The organism is Paraburkholderia jirisanensis (genome assembly GCF_054782355.1).
On the sequence record NZ_BAAGSQ010000027.1, the window covers coordinates 189400 to 214713 of the forward strand.

General features: G+C 64.0%; 24 protein-coding genes. 12 read left to right on the top strand and 12 right to left on the bottom strand.

Annotated features, from left to right (window positions below; all coding sequences use genetic code 11):
* Window positions 1-218: 218 nt before the first annotated feature.
* On the bottom strand, window positions 219-1136 hold the full coding sequence (locus ACYVNQ_RS23605; protein WP_460905143.1) for a LysR family transcriptional regulator: 918 nt from the start codon (window positions 1134-1136) through the stop codon (window positions 219-221).
* A gap of 274 nt (window positions 1137-1410) precedes the next feature.
* On the opposite strand from ACYVNQ_RS23605, the gene ACYVNQ_RS23610 reads away from it, so the two are divergent.
* The gene (locus ACYVNQ_RS23610) at window positions 1411-2052 is read left to right on the top strand and encodes a glutathione S-transferase C-terminal domain-containing protein (RefSeq protein WP_460905144.1); all 642 of its coding nucleotides are present in this window, start codon (window positions 1411-1413) and stop codon (window positions 2050-2052) included.
* Between the two features lie 285 nt (window positions 2053-2337).
* Complete coding sequence (gene prpF / locus ACYVNQ_RS23615) at window positions 2338-3513, top strand: 2-methylaconitate cis-trans isomerase PrpF (protein ID WP_460905145.1); 1176 nt, start codon at window positions 2338-2340, stop codon at window positions 3511-3513.
* Here prpF and ACYVNQ_RS23620 read toward each other — a convergent pair.
* From ACYVNQ_RS23620 to serC, 3 genes are all read right to left on the bottom strand, one after another.
* Window positions 3497-3985, bottom strand: a complete 489-nt coding sequence (locus ACYVNQ_RS23620; protein WP_460905146.1) for a VOC family protein — start codon at window positions 3983-3985, stop codon at window positions 3497-3499. The two genes, prpF and ACYVNQ_RS23620, sit on opposite strands and share 17 nt — an antisense overlap.
* A gap of 19 nt (window positions 3986-4004) precedes the next feature.
* On the bottom strand, window positions 4005-4814 hold the full coding sequence (locus ACYVNQ_RS23625) for a class I SAM-dependent methyltransferase (protein ID WP_460905147.1): 810 nt from the start codon (window positions 4812-4814) through the stop codon (window positions 4005-4007).
* Window positions 4815-5152: 338 nt separating this feature from the next.
* Complete coding sequence (serC, locus tag ACYVNQ_RS23630; protein WP_460905148.1) at window positions 5153-6250, bottom strand: 3-phosphoserine/phosphohydroxythreonine transaminase; 1098 nt, start codon at window positions 6248-6250, stop codon at window positions 5153-5155.
* Between the two features lie 266 nt (window positions 6251-6516).
* On the opposite strand from serC, the gene ACYVNQ_RS23635 reads away from it, so the two are divergent.
* Complete coding sequence (locus ACYVNQ_RS23635; RefSeq protein WP_460905149.1) at window positions 6517-7986, top strand: hypothetical protein; 1470 nt, start codon at window positions 6517-6519, stop codon at window positions 7984-7986.
* Between the two features lie 22 nt (window positions 7987-8008).
* Here the strand turns inward: ACYVNQ_RS23635 and ACYVNQ_RS23640 are convergent, their stop codons facing one another.
* Window positions 8009-9307 (bottom strand): MFS transporter, encoded by a 1299-nt coding sequence (locus tag ACYVNQ_RS23640; protein ID WP_460905150.1) that lies wholly within the window; start codon window positions 9305-9307, stop codon window positions 8009-8011.
* 248 nt (window positions 9308-9555) lie between these two features.
* Window positions 9556-10647 carry a tartrate dehydrogenase gene (locus ACYVNQ_RS23645; RefSeq protein ID WP_460905151.1) on the bottom strand — a complete coding sequence of 364 codons (1092 nt, stop codon included), beginning with the start codon at window positions 10645-10647 and terminating at the stop codon, window positions 9556-9558.
* Between the two features lie 116 nt (window positions 10648-10763).
* Between ACYVNQ_RS23645 and ACYVNQ_RS23650 the strand changes: the two genes are divergently transcribed.
* The gene (locus ACYVNQ_RS23650) at window positions 10764-11672 is read left to right on the top strand and encodes a LysR family transcriptional regulator (RefSeq protein WP_460905152.1); all 909 of its coding nucleotides are present in this window, start codon (window positions 10764-10766) and stop codon (window positions 11670-11672) included.
* 91 nt (window positions 11673-11763) lie between these two features.
* Here the strand turns inward: ACYVNQ_RS23650 and ACYVNQ_RS23655 are convergent, their stop codons facing one another.
* A complete protein-coding gene (locus tag ACYVNQ_RS23655; protein WP_460905153.1) occupies window positions 11764-12216 on the bottom strand; it encodes a MarR family winged helix-turn-helix transcriptional regulator in 453 nt (150 codons plus the stop codon).
* 115 nt (window positions 12217-12331) lie between these two features.
* The gene (locus tag ACYVNQ_RS23660) at window positions 12332-13051 is read right to left on the bottom strand and encodes a FadR/GntR family transcriptional regulator (protein ID WP_460906067.1); all 720 of its coding nucleotides are present in this window, start codon (window positions 13049-13051) and stop codon (window positions 12332-12334) included.
* Between the two features lie 289 nt (window positions 13052-13340).
* Between ACYVNQ_RS23660 and dgoD the strand changes: the two genes are divergently transcribed.
* Window positions 13341-14489 (top strand): galactonate dehydratase, encoded by a 1149-nt coding sequence (gene dgoD / locus ACYVNQ_RS23665; protein ID WP_460905154.1) that lies wholly within the window; start codon window positions 13341-13343, stop codon window positions 14487-14489.
* A 271-nt stretch (window positions 14490-14760) separates the two neighbouring features.
* Window positions 14761-15063 carry a hypothetical protein gene (locus ACYVNQ_RS23670; protein WP_460905155.1) on the top strand — a complete coding sequence of 101 codons (303 nt, stop codon included), beginning with the start codon at window positions 14761-14763 and terminating at the stop codon, window positions 15061-15063.
* 160 nt (window positions 15064-15223) lie between these two features.
* Here ACYVNQ_RS23670 and ACYVNQ_RS23675 read toward each other — a convergent pair whose 3' ends face one another.
* On the bottom strand, window positions 15224-16153 hold the full coding sequence (locus tag ACYVNQ_RS23675; RefSeq protein ID WP_460905156.1) for a CopD family protein: 930 nt from the start codon (window positions 16151-16153) through the stop codon (window positions 15224-15226).
* 514 nt (window positions 16154-16667) lie between these two features.
* Here ACYVNQ_RS23675 and ACYVNQ_RS23680 point away from each other — a divergent pair.
* From ACYVNQ_RS23680 to ACYVNQ_RS23695, 4 genes are all read left to right on the top strand, one after another.
* Window positions 16668-17402, top strand: coding sequence for a c-type cytochrome (locus ACYVNQ_RS23680; protein WP_460905157.1), 735 nt, complete (start codon window positions 16668-16670; stop codon window positions 17400-17402).
* A 21-nt stretch (window positions 17403-17423) separates the two neighbouring features.
* Window positions 17424-18722 carry a c-type cytochrome gene (locus tag ACYVNQ_RS23685; protein ID WP_460905158.1) on the top strand — a complete coding sequence of 433 codons (1299 nt, stop codon included), beginning with the start codon at window positions 17424-17426 and terminating at the stop codon, window positions 18720-18722.
* Window positions 18723-18801: 79 nt separating this feature from the next.
* Window positions 18802-19422: a PAQR family membrane homeostasis protein TrhA gene (trhA, locus tag ACYVNQ_RS23690; RefSeq protein ID WP_460905159.1), complete on the top strand. Its 621-nt coding sequence runs from the start codon at window positions 18802-18804 to the stop codon at window positions 19420-19422.
* Window positions 19423-19648: 226 nt separating this feature from the next.
* Complete coding sequence (locus ACYVNQ_RS23695; RefSeq protein WP_460905160.1) at window positions 19649-21271, top strand: DEAD/DEAH box helicase; 1623 nt, start codon at window positions 19649-19651, stop codon at window positions 21269-21271.
* Between the two features lie 128 nt (window positions 21272-21399).
* On the opposite strand, the gene ACYVNQ_RS23700 is transcribed toward ACYVNQ_RS23695, so the two are convergent.
* Both ACYVNQ_RS23700 and ACYVNQ_RS23705 read right to left on the bottom strand, forming a co-directional pair.
* Window positions 21400-21921: a hypothetical protein gene (locus ACYVNQ_RS23700; RefSeq protein WP_460905161.1), complete on the bottom strand. Its 522-nt coding sequence runs from the start codon at window positions 21919-21921 to the stop codon at window positions 21400-21402.
* Between the two features lie 150 nt (window positions 21922-22071).
* Window positions 22072-22896, bottom strand: coding sequence for a ferritin-like domain-containing protein (locus tag ACYVNQ_RS23705; RefSeq protein WP_460905162.1), 825 nt, complete (start codon window positions 22894-22896; stop codon window positions 22072-22074).
* Window positions 22897-23292: 396 nt separating this feature from the next.
* Here ACYVNQ_RS23705 and ACYVNQ_RS23710 point away from each other — a divergent pair, with 396 nt between their 5' ends.
* Both ACYVNQ_RS23710 and ACYVNQ_RS23715 read left to right on the top strand, forming a co-directional pair.
* Window positions 23293-24072 (top strand): DeoR/GlpR family DNA-binding transcription regulator, encoded by a 780-nt coding sequence (locus tag ACYVNQ_RS23710; RefSeq protein WP_460905163.1) that lies wholly within the window; start codon window positions 23293-23295, stop codon window positions 24070-24072.
* Window positions 24073-24514: 442 nt separating this feature from the next.
* The gene (locus ACYVNQ_RS23715; RefSeq protein WP_460905164.1) at window positions 24515-24712 is read left to right on the top strand and encodes a hypothetical protein; all 198 of its coding nucleotides are present in this window, start codon (window positions 24515-24517) and stop codon (window positions 24710-24712) included.
* Between the two features lie 207 nt (window positions 24713-24919).
* On the opposite strand, the gene ACYVNQ_RS23720 is transcribed toward ACYVNQ_RS23715, so the two are convergent.
* Window positions 24920-25297 (bottom strand): hypothetical protein, encoded by a 378-nt coding sequence (locus ACYVNQ_RS23720; protein ID WP_460905165.1) that lies wholly within the window; start codon window positions 25295-25297, stop codon window positions 24920-24922.
* Between the last annotated feature and the right edge of the window lie 17 nt (window positions 25298-25314).

The following is a 25314-nucleotide window of genomic DNA, read 5'->3' on the forward strand; positions in this document are numbered from 1 at the left end:
CGGCGCGGTTTTGCTGCAACAGGCAGGCTGAAAAGCACGACGCCCATCCGGGATCGGGATGGGCGTCGTGCTTTGTGCGGTAACGGGTTGAGCGCTGGCGTCGCTTCGATTGAACGGAGGCTCGCTTCGTTCTCATGCGACCTGCGATAGCTTCATCGCAGGCCCGGGCGGTGCAGGCGCGCCCGCCACGCGTTCATTCGTTCAAAGCCGTTGCGACCTCAACCTTCGCCCTCTTCCGCGCGCAGGCTATCCACCAGATGGTTCAACACCGCGCGCGTCTTCGCGGCCATCTTCTGCCCTAGCGGAATGATCGCGTGCACCGGCGGCCCGTTGACATCCGCCTGCGGCAACACATGCACGAGACGCCCCGCGCGCACGTGCGGCAACGCGACACGATCGAGAATCTGCGTCACGCCGAAGCCCGCAATCGCCGCATCGATCAGCACCTGGCCGTCGGCCGTGATCAACACCGGATCGGGCGCGATCTCGCGTTTCGTGTGGCCGTCCTGCACGCTCCAGTTACGCAGCCGGCCGCCCGGACCGCGAAAGACGATCGCATCATGCGCGGCGAGATCGGCAAGCGATTCGATCGGCCCTTTGCGTTCGAGATAGCTTGATGACGCGTACAGGCCGAGCTTCAGATCGCACAGTTTGCGCACCGTCATCTCGCTGTCCACCGGCAACTCACCGATGCGCACCACGATGTCCCAGCCTTCGCCGACCGGGTCCGACATGCGGTCGGTCAGCGCGAGTTCGAACGTGACCTTGCTGTGCTTGCGGCGCAGCGTTTCGAACGCGGGCAGCAGCAGCCGGCCGAAACCAGCCGGCAAGTCGAGACGCACGCGCCCGATCGGTTCGGCACGCCGTGCGGCCAGTTGCTGTTCCGCTTCGCGTAGACCGTCGAGCGCTGCCTGCGCCGCGATCAGATAGGTTTCCCCGTCTTCGGTCAGGCGCACCGCACGCGTGGTGCGCTGGAATAATCGCGTGCCGACCCGCGCCTCGAGACGCTGCACAGCCTTGCCGACGTTCGATTTACTGGTGCCGAGATCCTCGCCGGCGCGCGTGAAGCTGCCGGTCTGCGCGACGGCGATGAAATAGGCGATGTCGGGGATGGATGTGTCTGCGCGCTCGACCATGTCGGTGCTCCAGCGAAGCGGTAAGCGGCGTGTTGGGCCGCGTTGGACGACACTGTAACCGCTGGGTGAGGTATGGGAAAGATGGTGGCTCACAAACTACGATGGGCCACTGTACGCCGCGATGCCGCGCTACCGGCAACCGCGGCGCCCCGCGCCACCGTCGGGGCATTGTCTCCGTACCGGCGACGCTCTGGCATCGGCCGAGGCGTTTATCTGCAGACGCCTGACGGATAAATTGTGGTCATCCCAACCAGACGCCGTACAGGACACCGCAATGAAACTCTACATCGCACAAGCCACCTGCTCGCTCGCCGTGCAAGCCGTCTTCAACGAACTGGGCGTCGACGCCGAACTGATTCACTACGACGTGTTCGGCAAATCGACCAGCACTGGCGACACGTTCACCGAAGTCAATCCGCTCGCCTACGTGCCGGCGCTCGTACTCGACGACAAGCACGAAGAACCGCTGACCGAGACGGTTGTGATCGCTTCGTATCTGGCCGATCAGCATCCCGAAGCAGGGCTGATTCCGGTGCGCGGCACGTTGGAACGCGTACGGATGGATCAACTGCTCACCTTCGTCGCCACCGAGATCGCGCAGAAGCACATCCCGTTGATGCGCAAGCTGCTGACCGAAGACGGCACGCAGTGGACCCGCAACAAGCTGGTCAACGCGTACGCGCAACTCGATGCGCGTCTCGCCGACGGACGAGCCTATCTGACCGGCGAGCAGTTCACCGTGGCGGACGCTTATGTGTGGGCAACGATGTGGCACGAACGCTCGGGCGCGCAGATCGGGCACCTGCAGCATCTGATGGAATACATTCGCCGCATCGAGGCGCGGCCTGCAGTGCAGAAAGCGCTGAAGGACGAAGCCGAGATCGTTGCCGCGCACGCGCTGCGAAAAGCGGCGTAAGAAGGATCAGGCGGCGGGCGCAAGGCCTCGGGGTTGGCCGACCGGCGTCACAGGAAGCCGGCACACGTGAACGTGTCCCCTTGACCCGGGCCCGCCATTGCAACTGGCACGCGAAGGCATCCGAACACAAGCGCCCGCAGTATAGCGACGCGCGCACGTACAGAAAATCAGCCGAGCGCCCCTTTCTACAGCCGTCCGTAAGCCGCCTGACTTATCATCCGCAAAAACCCTCAGCGGCGCCCTCAGTGGCGCGTTGTCCGCCCAACCCTGATCGAGGAGCTCCCCTTGCCGCAATCGAAGATTCAGGCCGTCTACATGCGCGGCGGCACCAGCAAAGGCGTATTCTTCCGCCCCGAGTGGCTGCCCACCGACCCCGCGTTGCGCGACCGCATCCTGTTGCGCGTGATCGGCAGCCCCGACCCCTACGGCCAGCACATCGACGGCATGGGCGGCGCAACCTCGAGCACCAGCAAAGTTGTGATCGTCGGCCCGTCGTCGCGCGCCGATTGCGACGTCGACTATCGCTTCGGCCAGGTCGCGATCGACAAACCCGTAGTCGACTGGTCCGGCAATTGCGGCAACCTGACCGCCGCAGTCGGCCCGTTCGCGATCGCGCAAGGCCTCGTCGACGCGCCGCGCGACGGCGTCGCCATCGTGCGCATCTGGCAAGCCAACATCAACGCGAAAATCATCGCGCACGTGCCGATGCAGAACGGCGAGGTCGTAGAAGAAGGCGATTTCGAACTGGATGGCGTCACCTTCCCCGCCGCCGAAATCAGGATCGAATTTCTCGACCCGGCCGGCGACGGCGACCCCGAAGCCGCCGGCGCAGCGATGTTCCCCACCGGCAACGCCATCGACACGCTCGATGTACCCGGCGTCGGCGCGATCGAAATGACGATGATCAACGCGGGCAACCCCGCGATCTTCATCGATGCCGCGACGCTCGGTCTCACAGGCACCGAATTGCAGCGCGATGTAAACACCAACGCCGCACTGCTCGCACAAGCCGAAGCAATCCGCGCACACGCCGCCGTCCGCATGGGCCTTGCCCTCTCCGCCGAAGAAGCCACGCAGTTGCGCCCGCATACGCCGAAGCTCGCGTTCGTCGCCGCACCGGCAAGCTATACCGCTTCAAGCGGCAAGCCCGTCGACGCCGCCACGCTCGACATCAACGCACGCATCTTCTCGATGGGCAAACTTCACCACGCGATGACCGGTACCGGCGCGATCGCCATCGCGGTCGCGGCCGCGATTCCTGGCACGCTCGTCAACCGGCAAGTGGCACGCAGCGACGGCAGTGTGCGTTTCGGCCACCCGTCGGGCAGCCTCGCAGTGGGCGCACAAGCCCAGCTGCGCGACGGCGACTGGGCAGTAACGAAAGTGGTGATGAGCCGCAGCGCGCGGCGGCTGATGGAAGGCTACGTGCTGGTGCCCGCCGCGCTCAGCGGCGTTTCCTGAACGGGATCGTGACGGCCGATTGCGGCCCGCACATGGCAGCATGCGGCGGCTCCGGCGCTTCCTCGCGCCGTGGCTGCCCCATTTGCCCTAATTGCCCCATCGAAGACGCAGCGCCTTCACGCGCGCAAAACGCTTCCCACGCAACGCCTTGCGGGTCGACCGTCCATGAGCGGTCGGTGAGCGTATAGCGGTAGTCGCCGGGCATCTCGCCGTCTTCGGCAATTTCTGCCAGCGCAAAGCGGTTGCGCACTTCCAGCAGTTCTTCTTCGGTCTCGACCTGAATGCCGAAATGGTCGACGCCCGACCTGACCAGACGCTGCGAAATCGCAAAGTTCACCGCGGGATCGATGAGCTCCCATTTGCAGTAATCGTCCTTGCGCACGGTCGGCTCGACGCCACCGAACATCGCGCTGTAGAAGCGGATGCTTTCTGCAAGATCCTCGACTGAAACATGAATGTGCATGCGCTTCATCACGTTGCTCCAAGCAGTTTTATGGCTTTTTTGCGCTCGCCAGCACGCAAGGCATCGGTACCCGGATGTCGTCGCCGCTTCGATACGGCACGCAGTCTTGCAAAATAGACTGCTCGATCGACGCGAGTGCCTGCGGCGTCTGCGCTCTCAACAATGCTGCCATACGCACGCCGCCGAGCAACATATGGAAGACGGTTTCCGGCGCGCGCGTATGAAGCATCTGACTGACTTCGGCGACGTGAGGTTCGCAAAAACGCGCCGCAAGCAATGTACGTTTGCACTCGTTCCAGTCGCTGAATCGTTCGAAGGGCGGCCCTGGCGGCAGCGGCACGTCCATCTTCCCATAGGTTTTGAGCGCCTTCAGCGTCATGCCGAAACCCACCGCCCGCTCTGGCATTGCCCATGCAGTAAAGGCCAGCTTGCCGCCGCGCCTGAGCACGCGGAACGCCTCGGCCAGCGCCCGGTCGGGATCGGCGAAATGCAAGATGCCGAAACTGATGCCGACCGCGTCGAAGCTCTCGTCGGCAAACGGCAGCGCGTCCGCGCTGGCGACGCGGAATTCGGCCGCGGGCCACGCGCGCGTGGCGGCGTCGATCATCGCCTGCGCGAAATCCACGCCGGTTGCCCGCGCGCCGCGCTGTGCGGCGCGGCCGGCCACGTAGCCAGGACCCGTTGCCACGTCAAGGAATTGCGTGCCGGCACCGACTTCGAGCACGTCGAGCAGCGCACCGCTGGATTGCTGCGTCACGTCGCCAAAAGTGGCCTGATAAACGTCGGCGGTGTTCTCCCAGCCTGCGTGCTCGAACTGGGTAAAGTCATCGAATGCCATGCAATTTGTTCCTGGTCGTCGGGGCGGCAGTGGCACAAACGCGCTTCATCGTGCGATGTGGCCATGCGTAATCGCGCCACAATTACCACGAAAGAGCAATCTTGCCATCATCCAATACGAAAACAGCACAAGAGCCCCGAATATTCCTTTGCGCTACCTGATTGGGTAGCGCTTCGGCATCCTATTCCTCGACTCCGCAGCGTGAATCGTATCCGCTCGCGTGAACGTCAGGCATCTTCAAAAGTATCTTTCGCGGGTGCCATGCGATGGCGGACAGGCGGCCTGTCTGCGTTGTCGCACAAGGCTTTGGCGGCAAGGTTGCCGCGCCCGCGCTGCGCCTATGCGTGCTGTACGCTGAACTCCGTCAGCACCGCGCACAGCCGTTCGACAGCCGCTTCACTCACGGCGTTATAGAGCGACGCACGCAACCCGCCAATCGACCGGTGGCCGTCCAGACCCGTCAGGCCCTGGTCGAGCGCAGTCCGAATGAATGCGCGATCAAGGCGATTGTCACCGAACGTAAAAGCAACGTTCATGTTCGAGCGCCAGCGCGCATCGGCATGAATCGTTACCGCGTCGCCCAGCGTATCGAGGGTGTCGTACAGGCGCCGCGCCTTGCGCTCGTTGATAGTTTGCATCGCATGCAATCCGCCGATGTCGGCACGCAGCCAGCGCGTGACCAGCATCAGCACGTAGATCGCAAATACCGGCGGCGTGTTGTAGTTCGAGCCGTGCAGCACGTGGGTGCGGAAATCGAGAATGGCGGGCAATCCGTTGGGGATCCGATCCAGTAGAGCACGCTCGATCAGCGCCACCGTCACGCCGGCCGGGCCGAGGTTCTTTTGCGCGTGCGCATAGATCATCGAGTAGGCGCCGGGGCAGATCGGCTTCGACAGAAAGTCCGACGACATGTCGGCAATCAGCGGCGCAGCAATCGCGCCGCGCTCGCAGTTGGGGAACTGCAAACCCTCCACCGTCTCGTTCGATACGTAGTGCAGATAGGCGGTGGACGGCGCGACGTCCAGTGCGGACAGGTCCGGCAGGCTGCGATAGCCGCTCGCGCTGCCGTCCCAGATGATGCTGCGTTCGGTAAGCTTTGCAGCTTCGGCAGTAGCCTTTGCGCTCCAGTAGCCGGTGCTCAGATACGCGGGCGGCACGGCCGGACGCGCGGCAAAGTTCATCGGGATCATCGCGAATTGCAGGCTGCTGCCACCTTGCAAAAACGTGACGGCGTAGTCGTCCGATACGCCGAGCAGTTGCCGCAGGTTCTGCTCCGCCTCGTCGAGTACGGCGCGGAACCAGTCTGACCGATGGCTCATGCCGAGCACCGACATACCGGTGTCGGGCAGCGCGATAATCGCGTCGCGGGTCTGCTCGAGGACAGATTCGGGCAGCGCGCCAGGGCCGCCGGAGAAATTCAGCGCGTTCAGTTTCATATTCGATTGTGCGCAGAGGCTTGAATGCAGGCATCGGCGGCCGTCGCACGAGCGCGAGGTGCCAGTGACGAACATATCAGTGCCACGGGTCGCGCAAATGGCGAAACAGAGGGCCGAATGGCCGCCTGTTCCCCGGAGCCGGCGGGCGGCAGCGGTCATAAGGTGTGGGACATCGCGCGCGTGCGGGTAGACGCCGCATCGCACGTAGTATTTCAACGCGACGTCTGAACGCAACGTTTCAGCTGGCTTTCGAAAGAAGGATCGACATGGCGCCTTTCGCCGATACCGCCGACGGTTCACCGCGCGCCCGCGCAGAAGTAGGGCACGCCGATGCCAGCTCGCACGCGCCGGATGCGCACGCCGCGACGCACGGCCCGGTTGTCACGCTCGCAGCCGCGCTCGATGCCGACCCGCTGAGCAGCGCACTGCATGCCGCGCTGGCCGAGGCCCTGCATGAGGCCGGCGATGAAAACAGCGCGCTCGCGCACCGCATCGCGGTGGAGACGTTCAATACGATTGCGAGTGCAACTGAAAGCGAAGCGCTCGCCGGCGTATCGTCGCCGTTGCTCACCGCGCTGCCGCTTTATAACCTCGCCACCGCGTACTTCATGCGCGGCAATCACGAGGCCGCCGTGCGCTGGTACCAGCACACGGTGGCGATCGCACCGGATCTCGCGATGGCGCATCAGAACATGGCGGCTGTCCTCGAACTGCTGGGCCGTCAGACCGAAGCGCATGAGCATCGCGACCGCGCGTACCAGTTGCAACGCGTGTTCGTCGAGCCGTGCGATGCGCCCACGCGGCGCGTGCTGATTCTGTGCGCCGGTCGCGGCTCGGGCAACGTGCCGTTCGAGACCTTGCTGCCGGGGCCGACCAGCTATCGGATCAAATACGCGATCGACTACGCCGCCGATGCCGAAGATTTCCAGCTGCCGCCCCACGACCTCGTGTTCAACGCGATCGGCGACCCCGACATCGCGCAGCCGTTGACCCAGCGTCTCGCAGGCTTCGTGCAACGCTGCGGACGTCCGCTGCTGAATCGTCCGGATGCGGTGATGCGCACCCAGCGCCATCTGCTGCCGCAATTATTCGCCGGTCTCGACGATGTGTTGACGGCGCCGTGCATGCGGCTCGACGCCACGCCCGCTTCGAGCGACGCGCTGTTCGAACAGATCGTGCAGGGCCGGATTGGTTTTCCGCTGCTGCTGCGGCCGCTCGCTACGCATGGCGGCGATGGCCTGACGCTGCACGAATCGCTCGACACGCTGTGGCCCGCGGTGCAGGCACTGAATGCACCGTGCTATCTGACGATGTTCCGCAACTATCGAAGCGCGGATGGGCATTTCCGCAAGTACCGCAGCGTGTTCGTCGATCGTGTGCCGCTGCCTTACCATCTCGCGATTTCACCGCAATGGATGGTCCACTACTTCTCGGCGGATATGCTGGCGCATCCGTGGAAACTCGACGAAGAGCGGCTCTTTCTGGAAGATCCGCGCGCCGCGCTCGGCGCGCGCGCGGCCGATGCGCTCGTCGCGATCGGACAGCGGCTCGATCTCGACTACGGCGGGGTCGACTACACCGTGCTGCCCGATGGACGCGTGCTGGTGTTCGAGGCGAATGCCACGATGCTGGTGCATCGCGAAGCCGTCGACGGCGTGCTGGCGCACAAGAACGGCTTCGTCGAGCGGATCGTCGATGCGTTTGAACAGATGCAGGTGGCGCGCTGCGGCAAGTAGTGCAGCGCGCCGCTGCTTTCTGCTAATGCGTGGTGCTCACCGCTGCCGCGCGCTCGGTGTGCCGGCTCATCATCAGCGTCAGCACCGCGGATAGCGCGAGGAACGCGGCCACCACATAGAGGCCAGCCGCGTAGCCACCGGTCTGCGACTTCAGCCAGCCGATCACGAACGGTCCGACGAAGCCGCCGAGATTGCCGACCGAATTGATCATCGCGATACCAGCCGCGGCGCCCGCACCGGACAGGAACGAAGCCGGCATCGCCCACAGCGGCGCCTTCGCCGCGCTGATACCGACATTCACCATCACCAGCGCCAGCACCACGCCGACGATGCTATGCGCGACGCCCGCGAACGCGAGCCCAAGCCCCGCCACGATGCACGGGATGATGATGTGCCACGTGCGCTCGCCCTTGCGATCCGAACGACGCGCCCACAGGATCATGCCGACCACCGCGAGGACGTTCGGAATCGCGTTGAGCATGCCGGTGCCGAACGGGGTGAAGCCGAACTGCCGGATGATTTGCGGCGCCCACAAGCCGAGCGTGTACAAGCCCGCCGACGTGCCGAAATAGATCAGCGCCATCACCATCACGCGCGGATCGGCCAGTGCGCGCAGCGCGCCCGCCGTATGGCCGGCGTGCTGTCCGCGCGCGCGGCTTTCTTCACGCAGCGTCGTAACCAGCCAGTCGCGCTCGTCGGGCGCGAGCCACGGCGCCTGCTCCGGCTTGTCGATCAGCACCTTCAGCACCGCGAAGCCGAGCAGCACAGCGGGGATCGCTTCGAGGATGAACAGCCATTGCCAGTTCGCGAGGCCGCCGAAGGTCGGCAGTTCCATCAATGCGCCGGAAATCGGCGAGCCGATCGCGCTCGACAGCGGCGCCGCGGCCATGAAGGCCGCCGCAGCCACCGCACGTTGACGTGCCGGGAACCACTGGCTCAGATAAAGGATGATGCCCGGAAAGAAGCCGGCTTCCGCGACGCCCAGCATGAAGCGCAGCACATAGAACGAAGTCGGCCCGCTGGCGAAGGCTGCCGCGGCCGACACGAGACCCCACGTGATCATCACGCGTGCAATCCAGATACGCGCACCGACCTTGTTCAGGATCAGGTTGGACGGCACTTCGAACAGGAAGTAGCCAAGGAAGAAGATGCCACCGCCGAGACCGAACATGGTCGGCGAAAGTCCGAGTGCCTTGTTCATCGACAGCGCGGCGAAGCCGACGTTCACGCGGTCGAGGAAGCTGACGAAATAGAGCAGCATCACGAACGGCAGAATGCGCCAGGTGAGCTTGCGTACCACACGGGCCTGTAAGTCGACCATTACTGTCTCCGGTTGGCTGCGCCGTGACGCGGTGCGTCCGGCGCGTTTGTGCTTGTATGTGCGCTTGCAGGTACGTGCTGCTGCCGCTGGTGCGGCGGCAGCGCGGGCGGCGCCCGGCATCAGGGCCGGTGCGCCGCGTCGGTACGGCTGCGCGAGTGCTGCTTTTTGCTACATGTTGCTTGTGGTGCTCGCGCTGCTTGCTCGCAGCGCATGTCGTGTGACTGCGTCGTAACCCGACGTCGCTACCGTTATGCCGCGAGCGCTGCGCCGGCATGCGCCGCGATGTGCTTGCACACCGCTTCGGTCACCTGCACCGTGGTCGCCTTGCCGCCGAGATCGCCGGTGTGCAGCGACGTGTCTGCGGTTACATGCTCGACTGCGGCCATCACCAGTTTCGCGGCTTCGTTTTCGCCGAGGTGCTCGAGCATCATCACCACCGACCAGAAAGTGCCGACCGGATTCGCGAGCCCCTTGCCCATGATGTCGAAGGCCGAACCGTGGATCGGCTCGAACATCGACGGATAGCGACGCTCCGGATCGAGGTTGGCGGTCGGCGCAATGCCGAGACTGCCGGCCAGCGCAGCCGCCAGATCGCTGAGGATGTCCGCGTGCAGGTTGGTCGCGACGATCGTGTCGAGCGAAGCCGGACGGTTCACCATCCGCGCGGTCGCTGCATCGACCAGTTCCTTGTCCCACTTCACATCCGGGAATTCGCGCGACACGTGCAGCGCGATCTCGTCCCACATCACCATCGCGTGACGCTGCGCGTTGCTCTTCGTGATCACCGTCAGCAGCTTGCGCGGCCGCGATTGCGCGAGGCGGAACGCGAAACGCAGCACGCGTTCGACGCCGGCGCGCGTCATGATCGACACGTCGGTGGCCACTTCGATCGGATGGCCCTGATGCGCGCGGCCGCCGACGCCTGCGTATTCGCCTTCCGAGTTCTCACGCACGATCACCCAGTCGAGGTCGGCCGGCTTGCAGCGCTTCAGCGGCGCGTCGATGCCCGGCAGGATGCGCGTCGGGCGCACGTTCGCATATTGATCGAAGCCCTGGCAGATCTTCAGGCGCAGGCCCCATAGCGTGATGTGATCGGGAATGTGCGGGTCGCCGGCCGAGCCGAACAGAATCGCATCCTTGTCGCGCAGCGCGTCGAGGCCGTCGGCGGGCATCATCACGCCGTGTTCGCGGTAGTAGTCGCCACCCCAAGCGAAGTTCTCGAATTCGAAGCGGAACGCGTTGCTGCGCGCGGCCAGTGCTTCGAGCACCTGCTGGCCGGCAGGAACCACTTCCTTGCCGATACCGTCGCCGGGGATCGTCGCGATGCGATAGGTCTTCATGCTGATGTGTCTCCGAAATAGTTGGGCGTTGAATCAATGGTAGAGATTCGACGGGAGATTCATGCGCTGTTAGACTTAAAGCACCTTTAACCGCAGGTTAACAATCCGCAGCGGATATGAGTGGATCGGTACAACCCGAAGACCTCGCGTTTTTCTCGGTGCTGGCCGGGCGCGGCAGCCTGACCGCGACGGCGCGCGAACTGGGCATCTCGACAGCCGCCGTCAGCAAGCATCTGGCACAGATGGAAGCGCGCGCTGGCGTGGCACTGGTGAACCGTACGACGCGCCGCATGAGTCTCACCGCCGAAGGCGAGATCTATCTGACGCACGCGCGGCGGATTCTCGGCGAGATGGAAGAGCTCGCGCAGTTGCTGGGCGGCGCGCGTGCCGCGCCGAAAGGGCTGCTGCGTGTGAACGCGACGCTCGGCTTCGGCCGCAGCCATATCGCGCCGCTGATCTCGCGCTTCGTGCAGCGCTATCCGGATGTGGACGTGCAATTGCAGTTGTCGGTCGATCCGCCTCCGATCAGCAGCGACACCTACGACGTGTGTGTGCGCTTCGGCGAGCCGCCCGATGCGCGCGTGATTGCACGACGCGTTGCGCCGAACCGGCGCTTGCTGTGCGCGGCGCCGTCGTATCTGATGAAGCACCGGCTGCCGAAGACGCCGGCCGATCTCGTGCATCACAATTGCATCGGCATTCGCCAGGGTGACGATGGCTACGGCGTGTGGCGTCTGACGAGCGGGCGCGGCACCGCGCAGAAAACCGCGACGGTGCGGGTGCGCGGCAACCTGACCACCAATGACGGTGAAATTGCGGTGAAGTGGGCGCTAGAGGGACACGGCATCCTGATGCGCGCCGAGTGGGACATCGTCGACTATCTGCGCACCGGCATGCTGGTGCATGTGCTGCCGGAGTACCGCACGCCCGATGCGGATATTTTTGCGGTGTATTCGCCGCGGCATCAGATGTCGGCGCGCGTGCGCGTGTTTGTGGATTTTCTGACGGCTTCGCTGGGGGTGTAGAAAGAGACTGCGGCAGCGGGGCGTGCTGCTGATGTTGCAGCGTTGCGTTGTGCTGCTTGCGTTGTGCTGCTTGCCGCGAGCGTTGTCGCGGCTACTTTTCGCTGTCGACGATCTTCGTCAGGTTCGTGCGCACCTTCTGCAGCAGCTTGATCAGTTGCTGCGCCTCCTGTGCGCTCAAGCCCTGCAGGCCCTCTTTCGCCACTTCGTCGCCGACCTTGCGCGCCTTGTCGAGCGTGCGTTCAGCCTTCTTCGTCAAACGGATCTGCTTTTCGCGGCGGTCGGATGGATTGTCGATGCGCGCAATCCAGCCGCCCTCTTCCATCCGGTCCAGTAGACGGCACGCCGAAATCGGCGCGACGTCGAGCAGGTCCGCAAGGCGCGCCTGATTGATGTCGCCATAGTGCGACAGATACGCAAGCGCACGGCACTGCGCGCGCGTGAGGTCCAGCGACGATCTGGCCAGATCGTCGAAGCGCTTGCCGCACAGGCGGCCGACATCCGAGATCAGGAAGCCGACACGCTCGTCGAAATGGGTTTTCGTCATCGGGCGATTATACGAAACGCAGATGTGCGCACAGTATAGAAACATCGCCGATGCGGCGCACACGTCGTGCATTGACTCTGTAGCGCGTTATCGCTCTTTAGCCCGCGCGGCCCGCTTAGCCTTCGATACGCCCGCGCGTCACGCCCAGCAGCGCAGCCATTGCATCGCGCGCACGCGGCCCGTCGCGCTCGCGGATCGCTTCGAACACCGCGGTGTGTTCATCCAGCGACGCGTTGAATACTTCAGCGCGTTTCGCGTTCAGACGCAATTGCGCCTCGAGCGTGCGCTCGATCAGCGTGCCGAGCGGAATCAGCAATTCGTTACTGCACGCCGCCAGCACGCTTAGATGAAACTCGAGATCCGCCCGCACCCACTCGTCGACATTGCGCGACGCGACCATCGCCTGATGCGCGCCGGCCAGCGCAGCGAAGCTCGCCTCGCTATGCGAGGTCGCCGCCAACCCCGCGGCATACGGCTCGATCATCTCGCGCATCTCCTGCAGCTTCAGCGCGAATTCCATCGGCGCCGCGACCCGCGAGTACCAGTCGAGCACATCGACGTCGAGCAGATTCCATGCGAGCTTTGGCCGCACCCGCGTGCCGACGCGCGGCCGCGATTCGATCAGCCCCTTCGACGTGAGCGTGCGCAGCGCCTCGCGCAGCACCGTGCGGCTCACGCCGAAGCTCTCCATCAATTCCGCTTCGCGCGGCAGGATCGATTCGGGCGCGTAGTCGCCGCGCAGGATGGCGGTGGCCAGCAAAAAGGCGACGCGTCCGTGCAGGTCTCGCTGAATGGCGGTTCTCCGGCGCCGCGGGCAGCGCTTGGTGGGTTCGATGGGCAGTCAGACGACGCGCGATTATCCGGCATCCGGCTCGAGGCGAGGCGAAACGTGCAACGGAAGGTCGCCGCGGCATGCATCGACGCAGTTGAACGCCGCCGTGCCGGTATCTCCTGTTTGTCGCTCACCGTGCTCGCTGGCAAGCAACGCCTCGCGCTCGTTACCGAATCACGGCGAATAATACTATTAATAGTATTTAAACGCGATTTTGTTGTAGCATGTGGCTCCCCGGACTTCGAGCTGTCCGCCAAACCGACCTCAGCCGCCACTCACAGGAGACGCCGCCATGAAAATCACCCGCATCGAAACCTTCATCGTCCCGCCGCGCTGGTGCTTCGTGAAAATCGAGACCGACGAAGGTCTCGTCGGCTGGGGCGAGCCGGTAGTCGAAGGGCGAGCGCACACGGTCGCGGCGGCGGTCGACGAACTGTCCGACTACCTGATCGGCAAAGACCCGCGTCTGATCGAAGACCACTGGCAGGTGATGTATCGCGCCGGCTTCTATCGCGGCGGCCCGATCTCGATGAGCGCGATCGCCGGCGTCGACCAGGCGCTGTGGGACATCAAGGGCAAATTCCATGGCGTGCCGGTGCATGCGCTTCTTGGCGGCCAGGTGCGCGACAAGATCAAGGTCTACTCGTGGATCGGCGGCGACCGGCCGAGCGACGTCGCGAACAATGCGCGCGCCGTTGTCGAGCGCGGCTTCAAGGCGGTGAAGATGAACGGCTCGGAAGAGCTGCAGATCATCGACACCTTCGACAAGGTGCAAGGCGTGATCGACAACGTCGCCGCGGTGCGCGAAGCGGTCGGGCCGAACGTCGGTATCGGCGTCGATTTCCACGGCCGCGTGCACAAGCCGATGGCCAAGGTGCTCGCCAAGGAACTCGACCCGTTCAAGCTGATGTTCATCGAAGAACCGGTGCTGTCGGAAAACGTCGAGGCCCTGCGCGACATCGTGAACCAGACCAGCACGCCGATCGCGCTCGGCGAGCGGCTCTATTCGCGCTGGGACTTCAAGCACATTCTGGCGGGCGGCTACGTCGACATCATCCAGCCGGATGCATCGCACGCGGGCGGGATCACCGAGTGCCGCAAGATCGCGTCGATGGCCGAAGCGTACGACGTCGCCGTCGCGCTGCACTGCCCGCTCGGGCCGATCGCGCTCGCCACCTGCCTGCAGATCGATGCGGTCAGCTACAACGCGTTCATCCAGGAGCAAAGCCTCGGGATTCACTACAACCAGGGCAACGACCTGCTCGACTACATCAAGAATCCGGAAGTCTTCAGGTACGAAGGCGGCTACGTGTCGATTCCGCAGGGCCCGGGGCTCGGCATCGAAGTGAACGAAGACAAGGTGCGCGAGATGGCGAAGGTCGGCCACCGTTGGCGCAATCCTGTGTGGCGCCACACGGACGGCAGCGTCGCCGAGTGGTAAGCCGCGCACACGTCGTGACGAGGTAAGCACGCCGCCCCATGGGCGGCGTTTTTCATTGGCGCAACGTCATTGCCGCGCTGATATGGCCCGGCGTTTCAGCGGCGATACATTTTTTGCGCGATGGCCTTGCGAAGCGCCCTTCGTGAGCTCGTCGCGCACTTGCCCTCTTCCTCCGCAGCCTTGCTGCGCAAGGCGTTGCGCAACGCGGCGCGAAAACTGGCTCACTGTTTGCTGAATGGTCTGCACACGATCTACCTAGCCGGTGTGCGCCATGACCGAATATCTTCCCGACTATCTGGTCCGCCAACAGGCGGCCGTGGGCGCGCTCGTCGCTTTCGGCGTGCTGCGTGTGATCGGCGCGGCCGTCGCCTGCGGGCGCGGCTGGCGCATTTCGTATATGGAACGTTGCTTCATCGCCGCCGCGGTGCTGTATTGCCTGCCGCAGCTGTTCGATCTGCTCACGCACACGTACGGCCTGCGCTCAGCGGCCGCCGAACTGGAGGGCAAGGCCGCCGGTTGTGCGATCGCGCTGTTCTGCGCGCCGATTCTGGGGCATCGGCTCGGCTACGAATGACGCGCCACGCGTTTCAGGAATGAGACAGAGACGACGCGGGGCGGATCGGCGACGAGTGCGACGTGCCATGTGCGCGACGTCCGCCACGCGCACTACTCGCTCCATGTATCAGGCCCTGACGCTGGCTAGACGTTCAGCACACGAGCGCGCCGCGCGTCCCTCAACCCAGCGCGGCAAACCCCGGCACGCTATGCGACAACACCGCCGCCGCCGCGAACACGCCAAGCATCACCAGCGCCTCGAGATAGATCAGGTTGCTGAACGTGTGCGCATCCACCGTCGATGCGGTGCGGCGCAGCCGCGGCAGCGCCGAGAAGCGGTTCAGACCACCGATTACCAGCGCCAGCGCAACCAGCGCGAGCTTCAGTTCGAGCACATGGCCCCATGTGCTCTCTTCGATCGCCGCGAGCGAACCGCCCGAGCCGCGCACCCCGTTGAACGCGCCGGTTGCGAGCACCAGCAGCGCCGACACCAGCGACACGTTCGATAACTGCGTCGCGGTGCGGATCAACACGCCGCGCGCCACCGATATGCCAAGCGCCGGCAGCACCGAGAAGCCCGCCGCCAGCACCAGCCCGCCCCACACCGCCGACGCCAGCACATGCAGCGTATGAAAGCCGATCGCCGGCGACACCGCGCCCGCATCGGCCGCATGACCGAGCGACGCCTTGCCTGCAGCCACCGCGACCACCGCCAGCCACCACAGCGCGTGACGCGCCGTGCCGGTGTGACTCGACAGCGACGTCAGCAACAGCACCACCGCGCCGCCGAACGCAACCGCCCACGCATAGCCGACATGGGTTTGCGCAAGCACGGTCGGCACCACGCCGAGCGCGGCGGGCAACCCGACACCGCCCATCGAAGCCGCTTCATACAGCAGCCAGCCGAGATCGGCCAGCACCAGAACGATCGCCCCGCTCTGCATCGAGCGTTGCGCGCGCAGCCACGCGGGCCGCGCCGGTGCGACCTTGGCTTGCGCGTCCTTCGCGAGCCACGCGGCAAGCAGCGCCGCGCCGACAGTGAAGGCGAACGCAACGTTCATGAGCGCGGCCATCGCGACCTGCCCGACCGGAAGTCCGCCGAGGTTCATGTGAGCAAGAAAGAGAAGGTGAACGAGAGGCCGTGCCTGCATAGGCGCCGGCGGAAAACAGCGGATGACGTCATCAAAGGCCGATTGAAAGGAACGCGGGAGAAACAACGCCGGCAATAACCGATGCCGCAAACCGCAATAGCGGCCATCGGCACACAGCGAACCGCCACGCTGCGGCGAAAACGAGACATCTTAAAGGAAGCCGCGCGCGAAGCCGAGCGCGAGGCCAGTGCGAGCCCAATTCGAGACCAGTGACGCCTGCATGCCCGCTCGCGGCCGACACCCCGCTCTAGCCCGCTCAAGCCCGCCACGCCTGATGCGGCAAGTTGTCGCATAGCCGCTTTCCGTCTAGATTGCGTCCTATGCGCCAAATAGTCATCATCAATCATCGATGATAGAATGCTGCGTCGCCGCAGCGCCTGCTGCCCGTCTGCTGCTCTTGCTTGCCCTGCTTGTCCGTTAAGCTTGCTCATTAACCGAGCCGTTTCGAAGTTCGGTCAGGTTCCCCGATTTCATGGAGTTACGCGTGTCTTCTAGACGCATTTTCCGCCCGTTGCTCGCCCTTCTGTTGATCGGCTGTGCTGGCGTCTACAGCGCTGCGAAAGCGCAAACCCAGCAGCCCAAGGCTCCCGATACGATGGAATCGCGCGTGCAAGGCTGTACGGCCTGCCACGGCAGCCATGGCCAGGGGACGGATAACGACTACTTCCCGCGTCTTGCGGGCAAGCCGGCGGACTACCTGTACAACCAGCTGAAGAACTTCCGCGAAGGGCGCCGCAAGTACCCGCCGATGAACTACCTCGTCACGTATCTCTCCGACGACTACCTTCACGAGATCGCCACGTACTTCTCGCAGCAGCGCCCGCCGTACCCGCCGCCCAACAAGCCGAACGTGTCGGATGCGACACTCGCGCGCGGCAAGGAAATCGTGCTGAACGGCGACGCATCGAAACAGATTCCCGCGTGCGCGGCCTGCCACGGCAAGGCGCTCACCGGTATGGAACCGGCCATCCCTGGCCTGATCGGCCTGCACTCCGACTACATCAGCGCGCAGCTTGGCGCATGGCGCTCGGGTACCCGTCACGCAATCGAACCTGACTGCATGCACACGATCGCCACGCGTCTGACCGACGCGGACGTGAATGCGGTCGCCGCCTGGCTGTCCACGCAGCAGGCTCCGCAAAACCCTGTGCCGGCTCCGGCCAAATCGCTGAAAACTCCGCTTGCCTGCGGCAGCGAACCGCAATAAGGCACCGGGAGAGACCATCAAATGAAACGCAAGTCCCTGTTCGCTCTTTCGGCTGTTGTCGTCGTCGCAGCCGCCGCGCTTGTTCCGGTCCTCTGGTCCGGCGGCGATAACCTGCACAACGGCTCCGCGATGGCGGCCACGCCCGCGGATCAAGCCGCGCTGATCAAGAAGGGCGAGTACCTCGCCCGCGCCGGCGACTGTATCGCGTGCCACACGGTGCGCGGCGGCAAGGAATTCGCCGGCGGCCTGCCGATGGCCACGCCGTTCGGCACGATGTTCACGCCGAACATCACGCCGGACGACGAGTTCGGCCTCGGCAAGTGGACCTCGGACGACTTCTACCGCGCAATGCACACGGGCCGTTCGAAGGACGGCAGCCTGCTGTACCCCGGCTTCCCGTTCACCAGCTACACGAAGGTGTCGCGCGCCGATTCGGACGCGATCTACGCGTACCTGCGTTCGGTGCCGCCGGTGCACGTGGCGAGCCGTCCGCATGAACTGAAGTTCCCGTTCAACAACCGCAACCTGCTGATCGGCTGGCGTACGCTGTTCTTCCGCGAAGGCGAGTACAAGGCGGATCCGACCAAGTCGGTCGAATGGAACCGCGGTGCTTACCTGATCGAAGGCCTCGGCCATTGCGGCATGTGCCACACGTCGATCAACGCAATGGGCGGTCCGGTGAGCTCGGCGGCCTTCGCCGGCGGCCTGATCCCGCTGCAGAACTGGTACGCGCCGTCGCTGACGTCGAACAAGGAAGCCGGCCTCGGCGACTGGGACCTGAAAGACATCTCGTCGCTGCTGAAGAGCGGCGTGTCGCAGCGTGGCGCGGTGTTCGGCCCGATGGCCGAAGTCGTGCACAACAGCCTGCAGTACATGTCGGATGACGACATCCACGCGATGTCGACGTACCTGAAGACGATCCCGCAGAAGAGCGAAGCGCCGGAAGGGCTGCAGCTCGAGACGTCCGAAAAGTACGGCGGCGAACTGTTGAAGCAAGGTCAGAAGATCTACGCTGACAACTGCGCGAAGTGTCACGCGGAAAACGGCCTCGGCATGCCGCCGTCGTTCCCGCCGCTGGCGAACAACCAGTCGATCCAGATGCCGTCGGCGGTCAACCCGATCCGTATGGTGCTGAACGGCGGTTATCCTCCTAGCACGGGCGACAATCCGAAGCCGTATGGCATGCCGCCGTTCGCGCAAGCATTGTCGAACCAGGAAGTCGCCGCAGTCGTGACGTACATCCGTATGTCGTGGGGTAACCACGGCACGCCGGTGTCGCCGCAACAGGTCAGCGATTTGCGCTCGGCGCCGCTCGATTAAGCAACGCCGGATGCACCCGGGCGCGGCCGATGCAACAACCGGCCGCGCCTTTTGTTTTTTGCCGTTCAGGAGAAACGCCGTGCCCATCGGCGAGCGTCTTAACTGCATCACCCATCTGGTCGGCGCGTTACTGTCGGCGGTGGGGCTTGCGGCGCTCGTTACCCTCGGCGCGCTGGACGGCGACTCGTATAAGGTCGTCAGCTTTAGCGTGTATGGTGCGATGCTGTTCGTGCTGTACGCGGTGTCGACGCTTTATCACAGCGTGAAAGCGCCGCGTCTTAAAGCTGTATTGCAAAAGTGCGATCATGCAGCCATCTACCTGCTGATTGCCGGCAGCTACACCCCTTTCACGCTGGTTACGCTGCGCGGACCTTGGGGCTGGTCGCTGTTCGGTGTCATCTGGGGCCTGGCCGGGCTGGGTATCGCGCAGGAACTCACGCTCGGGCGGCGCACCCGCAGCGTTTCGATGGTGCTGTATGTGTTGATGGGATGGCTCGGGCTGATCGCCATCGAGCCGCTGGTTGCCGCGCTGCCGGCGGCAGGCACCGGGTGGCTCGTGGCCGGCGGTGTCATCTACAGCGCGGGCATCTACTTCTTCGTCAACGACGAGCGCATCCGGCACGGACACGGTATCTGGCACCTGTTCGTACTGGCCGGTAGTTTGTGTCAATTCGTCAGCGTCGCACGCTATGTCGCGTAATACGCGTCGCGACGGATGCAACTTAACGCCAGTCAACGTGTCTGCTTAGCGCGTTGAAACTTCCGGCACGCAACCGCTGGTTTGCAGCATGTAGTCCTGCATCGGCGTGCCGCCGATTTTTTCGCGAACGGCGTCGGCCGGCCCGTCACATGGATGGGCCCGATGCGGCCGACGTCGGTAGTGGGATGACCACCCGTTCGCCATATCAGTAATACAAAGAGCTTTTATGTCTTTTGATTCTCTCGGCTTGTCCGAACCGTTGGTCCGTGCTGTACATGAACTAGGCTATACGTCCCCTACTCCGATCCAGTTGCAAGCCATTCCCGCCGTGCTGAACGGCGGCGACCTGCTCGCCGGTGCACAGACCGGCACCGGCAAGACCGCCGGCTTCACGCTGCCTATCCTGCAGCGGCTGTCTACAACGCCAGCTGCCAACGCCGGCGCGAAGCGCGTGATCCGCGCGCTGATCCTCACGCCGACCCGCGAGCTCGCCGCGCAGGTCGAAGAAAACGTGCGCCAGTACGGCAAGTATGTGAAGGTGAAGTCGACCGTGATGTTCGGCGGCGTCGGCATCAACCCGCAGATCGATGCGTTAAGGCGTGGCGTCGACATTGTTGTCGCGACGCCGGGACGCCTGCTCGATCACATGCAGCAGAAGACCATCGACCTGTCGCGTCTCGAGATCCTCGTGCTCGATGAAGCGGACCGCATGCTCGACATGGGCTTCATTCACGACATCAAGCGCGTGCTCGCGAAGCTGCCGCCGAAGCGGCAGAACCTGCTGTTCTCGGCCACCTTCTCCGACGAGATCAAGGCGCTCGCCGATAACCTGCTCGATTCGCCTGCGCTGATCGAGGTCGCACGCCGCAATACCACGGCGGAGAAGATCGAGCAGAAGGTGCATCCGGTCGATCGCGACCGCAAGCGTGAACTGCTCACGCATCTGATCAAGCAGCACAACTGGTTTCAGGTGCTGGTGTTCTCGCGTACCAAGCATGGCGCGAACCGGCTCGCCGAGCAGTTGGAGAAGGACGGCATCAGCGCGCTCGCGATTCACGGCAACAAGAGCCAGTCGGCCCGTACGCGCGCGCTCGCCGAATTCAAGGACGGCACGCTGCAGGTGCTGGTCGCCACCGATATCGCCGCGCGCGGCATCGATATCGATCAGTTGCCGCATGTGGTGAACTTCGATTTGCCGAACGTGCCGGAAGATTACGTGCACCGTATCGGCCGTACCGGGCGCGCAGGGGCGACGGGCGAGGCGGTGTCGCTGGTGTGCGTCGACGAAGTGCAGCTGCTGAAGGACATCGAGAAGCTGATCAAGCGCGTGCTGCCGCAGGAAGTGATTCCGGGCTTCGAGCCGGATCCGAACGCGCGGCCTGAGCCGATCCAGCGGCGTAGCCAGGGCGGCGGCGGTGCACGTCAGCCGCGCCAGGCGCAGAGCGCGCCGAAGCGCGACGGCGCGACGGGTTCGCCGCGCGGCGGTCAGTCGCAGAAGCCGCGGCAAGGCGGCGGTGGTGGGCAGGGACAAGCGCAAGCGCGAGGGCCGAAGCAGGAGCAGGCTCCGCGCCAGGGCGCCGGCAAGCCGCATCAGGCTGCGGCAGCGAAGCCGCAAGGCGCGCGTGCTGCCAATGCACCGGCTCAGGCCCGCAAGGACGCGCCGCGGCACGAACCTGTGCGTGCCCACGAAAAGCCGCGTTCGACGACGCATGAGCATGGCGCTACGCATGCGCCGCGCAAGGCGCCGACGGGCGGCAATCCGGGCGCATTGCTGGGCGGCGCGAAGCCGCGTGGCGATGCGCCGCGTCGGCCTGCCGGGTCCACACGCGACAATCGGCGCGGCGACTGAGCACCCGACTAAGCACCCATCACGCGCCAACCAGGCGCGAACCGATGCGACAACCATGCGGCAAGCAAACGCCGCATTGCATCACCGGTTCGGAGGCGGACTCATCATCCGCCTCCCGAAACCAACCGCTACCTTCCTTTCGCAGTCACCCTCTTCAGAAGCTCGACTTGCTGCATCCAGCGCTCGAGCACCGCCTCCTTACCGTCAGCCAGTTCGAACGTAATGCCGCCCGTCAGACGCGCATAACGCACGCGCTGCAGTTCGCCGGTATCGATCGTGCCGCTAAAGCATACGAGGCCACCGTCCGCGCCATCGTCGCCGGCCAGCGGCTTGAACACCAACTGCACCTGATAAAACGCGTCCTCGAACACGAAGGTCAGCGCCGCGCGCCCATTCTGTGCAAGCGCACGCGCCGAGCGCGCCTGCGGCCACAGCGCGACGCATAGCGTGCGCGAATCGGGCGCATACAGCTCGCCGATGCCGAGCAGCGTGGTGCGGATATGGGCTTGCGCATCGGTTGTCATCAGCGACCCGGTAAAGCCGATCTTCGCCGCCAGCGACATGCCGTCGAATAGCGCGCGCAAGCCATCGGGCCATTCATCGAACACGTTCTGTTCAAGCGAGCTGTTATGCCCCGCGGAATCGGTCATCAATGATCTCCGTCGATCGATACAGAAAAATAGGTGGCGTAGAGAGGCTCGCAAAAAAACAAATGGCCCGCTTGCGCGGGCCATCTACGATTCATTGCGGCAACGCGGTACGAAACCGGCCGCGACAGTTATTGCGCGCGTGCCCGACGCTCAGCGGAAGAACACATGCTGCGCGATCTTTTCGAGCGGATAGTGCACGCCGGGCTGGATCTTCGCGGGCAGGTCGAGCGGCTTGAGCAGCATCTTCACACACATCTCGGCCGACAGGTTGCGCCGCACCAGCTTGTTCACGCGCGCGGACAGCTCACGGTTATACGCAGGATCGCCGACGCGTTCCGGATAACGGATCGCAAACACATGACGCAACGCGATCTCCGAATCTTCGTTCTTGATCTCCATCACGCGACGCGTCAATGCACCGAGCACGGCCAGCCGACCATTGCCCTCGATCCGGTTGTACTTTTTAAAATATTTGAAAAAGTGCTTGTAATGGCGGACTTCGTCGGTGCGGATGTTGTCGGTGATCTGCTTTAGCACCGGCTCATCCGAGCATGAGCTGATCGCGCGATACAACGTCGCCGTGCCGGTCTCGACCACGCAACGCGCGACCATCTCGAGCGCGCGGGTCTTCTCGAACTCTTCGACACTGCAGGTTTTCGAATACTCTTCAAAGAACCTGCTGAACGCCGTGTCCCAGTCGAACTCGGGCCACACATGCGCAATGTAAGTCTTCAGTGCGCGGCCGTGCTGCAACTCCTCAGGCTCCCATTCGACGTTGAGCCACGCCGACACTTCCGGGTCGTCGTTAAAGAACGAGCTGAGGTTGGTTGTATAGAGGTCTGTACCGCTTTCGATAAAGGAAGCAGCGCAGAGCAGCAGCAACAGGTCTTCGTTGGCGACGGCCCGCTGCTTGTCGATGCGGGACATGTCGATGTCTTCGATGCGCCAGGGCATTACGTGGCTAGACTTCTGCATGTGCGGTGCTCCCTAAACTGTATCGTCTCGTTGAACGAAGCATGCCCAAAGCGCAAACGCCAGGTTCCGGTTGCCTACCGGCTTTCTCCTGGCTTTCTCCTGATAAGGTCCTGCGATGGAGGGTGGCGCTGACGTGTGTATGAAGTCGATTTCTTTCATCTTAGCTGCAGTTTCGCAAAAGTGCAGAGCACTCAGCACAGACCATGCCGGAGTGCTTCAGGTTCCTGCGAAGAAGTGCCAATCGTGCGAATACGAATAAACGACGCAGAGCACACGCAGCCCTTGCCTCTAACGTGCGGCTGCACAGAGGGCAGACGGCCCAACCAGCAGACGCCTTACAATACGCGCAAGCCCACTCTTGCGCGCGAGGCCGACGCGCGGATCGACCGACTAGCCATGACCCGAGACCCCCGCCTCACGCTGAATGCACGCCAACAGGAGCTGCTCGAGTGGGTACAGCGCGACGGCTTCGTGACGGTGGACGATCTGGCCGCCCACTTCGACGTCACCCCGCAAACCATCCGGCGCGATGTGAACTGGCTGGCCGACATCAACCTGCTGCGCCGCTATCACGGCGGCGCGAGCTTGCCGACCAGTTCGGAGAACGTGTCGTACAGCGCGCGGCAGCGGATGTTTCATGATGAAAAGCGCCGCATCGCCGCGCTGGTAGCCACGCATATTCCCGATCATGCATCGCTGTTCATCAATCTCGGCACCACCACCGAAGAGGTCGCGCGCGCACTCAACCGGCATCGCGGCTTACGGGTCATTACGAACAACCTGAACGTCGCGAGCATGATGAGCGGCTACCCGGACTGCGAGGTGCTGGTGACGGGCGGCATCGTACGGCCGTGGGACAAGGGCATCGTCGGCGAGCTGGCGATCGACTTCATTCGCCAGTTCAAGGTGGACTTCGCGATCATCGGCACCTCGAGTATCGAAGAAGACGGCACGTTGCGCGACTTCGACACGCGCGAGGTACGGGTGGCCGAAGCGATCATCCAGCAGTCGCGCACCGTGTTCCTTGCCGCCGACCATTCGAAGTTCGGCCGGCCCGCGCTGGTGCGCCAGGGGCATCTCGAGCAGATCGACTCGCTGTTCACCGACGCCGCACCGCCTGCCGATATGGCCGAGACGATCGCGGCGGCCGGCACGCTGGTGTACGTGGCCGACTAAGGCGCTTGCCGCTTGCTTGCCGCCTGGCGTGTTGCAGGCGACGCGGCTGATGGTGTTGCCATCGCACGGCGATACCCCGCCCGCGTTGACGACGGCCTGAACGCGCGAAGGCTTTAGCCCTCAGCTTTAGCAAGCCTTACGCCGCCCTTTATGCGGCACGCAATGCTGCGCCGCACGCGAAACTTCCAGTGAAATCGTGAAAACCCCGGGCTTACCCGACCGCTCGCGAGCCCGGCCCTTGTCAAATGGAAAATTTACTGGGGCCGATTTGGCGTTCATGCGACGTTTGACTAAACTCCAGTTCCCCGACGTGCTTATCGAGCGCGGCGGCCACGAAAGCCAAGTCTCATGCCTGATCCCATAAGGATCGCCGCCTCGCCAGTAGACCTGCCCACGGAACGGCGCGAAGGCAACCCGAGTACGCTTCAAATGGAGAGAAACGATGCTGAGTCCGCATGAATTCGCCACATTGTTGCTCGTGAAGGACGCACCGAATCAGGTTGATATGGAACGCGGAGAGTTGGACGCACTGCTCGAGCGTCAGCTCGTGCAGCTCGAAATGCTCGCTTCAGGCCGCGAACAATGGCGCGTCACCGAGAGCGGCGATTCCGCACTCAGAGCCATCAAGCGTTTTTCATAGGCTGCCGCCGGCATGAGCCGGCGAACGCCGTCGGTCCGTTAGCGGGTTCGTGACGAACCCGCCCTCTCGCACGGACCCCAGAACGGTCAAGCGGCATCCGGGCTTCCGGTCTTCCGCCTGACCGTTTTCTTATGCGCGCCGCGGCAGCGTCGCCCGCCTTACAAGCCACCTGGCTCGTGCCACGCCGTCGCGCCTGTCACGCTGCGTTCAACCACTGCGCAAGGTCGGATCGACCCTCGCGCGCCACGTAATTGCCTGAGCCCGCTGATCGTTGAGGAACTGCACCCACTGGTTGCGCGCCTGCGGATCGGCGCTCGTGCCATGCGCGCTGTATTGCTGCGCGAGAGCTTGCTGGAACGCGCAATAGTTTTCCTTCGAAATGCCGCGGCGCTTTTGCGCCACGTACGCGTCGAACAGCGCCGCGTACACCGACTGCGCGTCGTGCCCGTAATCCACGGTTTGGGTACCGCACATCTGCTGTAGCGCCGGGAACGTCGGCGCGCCGTAATTTGTTCCATCGAGACTCGGCGTCGACACGCACCCCGCAAGGAGTGCCGCCGCGCCTATGGTCCAGAGTCCACGCATGTTTCACCTCGAAATGA

Bases quoted from the DNA above. Each gene is read 5' to 3' on its own strand.
- ACYVNQ_RS23605 (WP_460905143.1), bottom strand. From the start codon at position 1,136: ATGGTCGAGCGCGCAGACACATCCATCCCCGACATCGCCTATTTCATC.
- ACYVNQ_RS23610 (WP_460905144.1), top strand. From the start codon at position 1,411: ATGAAACTCTACATCGCACAAGCCACCTGCTCGCTCGCCGTGCAAGCC.
- ACYVNQ_RS23620 (WP_460905146.1), bottom strand. From the start codon at position 3,985: ATGAAGCGCATGCACATTCATGTTTCAGTCGAGGATCTTGCAGAAAGC.
- ACYVNQ_RS23625 (WP_460905147.1), bottom strand. From the start codon at position 4,814: ATGGCATTCGATGACTTTACCCAGTTCGAGCACGCAGGCTGGGAGAAC.
- serC (WP_460905148.1), bottom strand. From the start codon at position 6,250: ATGAAACTGAACGCGCTGAATTTCTCCGGCGGCCCTGGCGCGCTGCCC.
- ACYVNQ_RS23635 (WP_460905149.1), top strand. From the start codon at position 6,517: ATGGCGCCTTTCGCCGATACCGCCGACGGTTCACCGCGCGCCCGCGCA.
- ACYVNQ_RS23640 (WP_460905150.1), bottom strand. From the start codon at position 9,307: ATGGTCGACTTACAGGCCCGTGTGGTACGCAAGCTCACCTGGCGCATT.
- ACYVNQ_RS23645 (WP_460905151.1), bottom strand. From the start codon at position 10,647: ATGAAGACCTATCGCATCGCGACGATCCCCGGCGACGGTATCGGCAAG.
- ACYVNQ_RS23650 (WP_460905152.1), top strand. From the start codon at position 10,764: ATGAGTGGATCGGTACAACCCGAAGACCTCGCGTTTTTCTCGGTGCTG.
- ACYVNQ_RS23655 (WP_460905153.1), bottom strand. From the start codon at position 12,216: ATGACGAAAACCCATTTCGACGAGCGTGTCGGCTTCCTGATCTCGGAT.
- dgoD (WP_460905154.1), top strand. From the start codon at position 13,341: ATGAAAATCACCCGCATCGAAACCTTCATCGTCCCGCCGCGCTGGTGC.
- ACYVNQ_RS23670 (WP_460905155.1), top strand. From the start codon at position 14,761: ATGACCGAATATCTTCCCGACTATCTGGTCCGCCAACAGGCGGCCGTG.
- ACYVNQ_RS23675 (WP_460905156.1), bottom strand. From the start codon at position 16,153: ATGAACCTCGGCGGACTTCCGGTCGGGCAGGTCGCGATGGCCGCGCTC.
- ACYVNQ_RS23680 (WP_460905157.1), top strand. From the start codon at position 16,668: ATGGAGTTACGCGTGTCTTCTAGACGCATTTTCCGCCCGTTGCTCGCC.
- ACYVNQ_RS23685 (WP_460905158.1), top strand. From the start codon at position 17,424: ATGAAACGCAAGTCCCTGTTCGCTCTTTCGGCTGTTGTCGTCGTCGCA.
- ACYVNQ_RS23695 (WP_460905160.1), top strand. From the start codon at position 19,649: ATGTCTTTTGATTCTCTCGGCTTGTCCGAACCGTTGGTCCGTGCTGTA.
- ACYVNQ_RS23700 (WP_460905161.1), bottom strand. From the start codon at position 21,921: ATGACCGATTCCGCGGGGCATAACAGCTCGCTTGAACAGAACGTGTTC.
- ACYVNQ_RS23705 (WP_460905162.1), bottom strand. From the start codon at position 22,896: ATGCAGAAGTCTAGCCACGTAATGCCCTGGCGCATCGAAGACATCGAC.
- ACYVNQ_RS23710 (WP_460905163.1), top strand. From the start codon at position 23,293: ATGACCCGAGACCCCCGCCTCACGCTGAATGCACGCCAACAGGAGCTG.
- ACYVNQ_RS23715 (WP_460905164.1), top strand. From the start codon at position 24,515: ATGCTGAGTCCGCATGAATTCGCCACATTGTTGCTCGTGAAGGACGCA.
- ACYVNQ_RS23720 (WP_460905165.1), bottom strand. From the start codon at position 25,297: ATGCGTGGACTCTGGACCATAGGCGCGGCGGCACTCCTTGCGGGGTGC.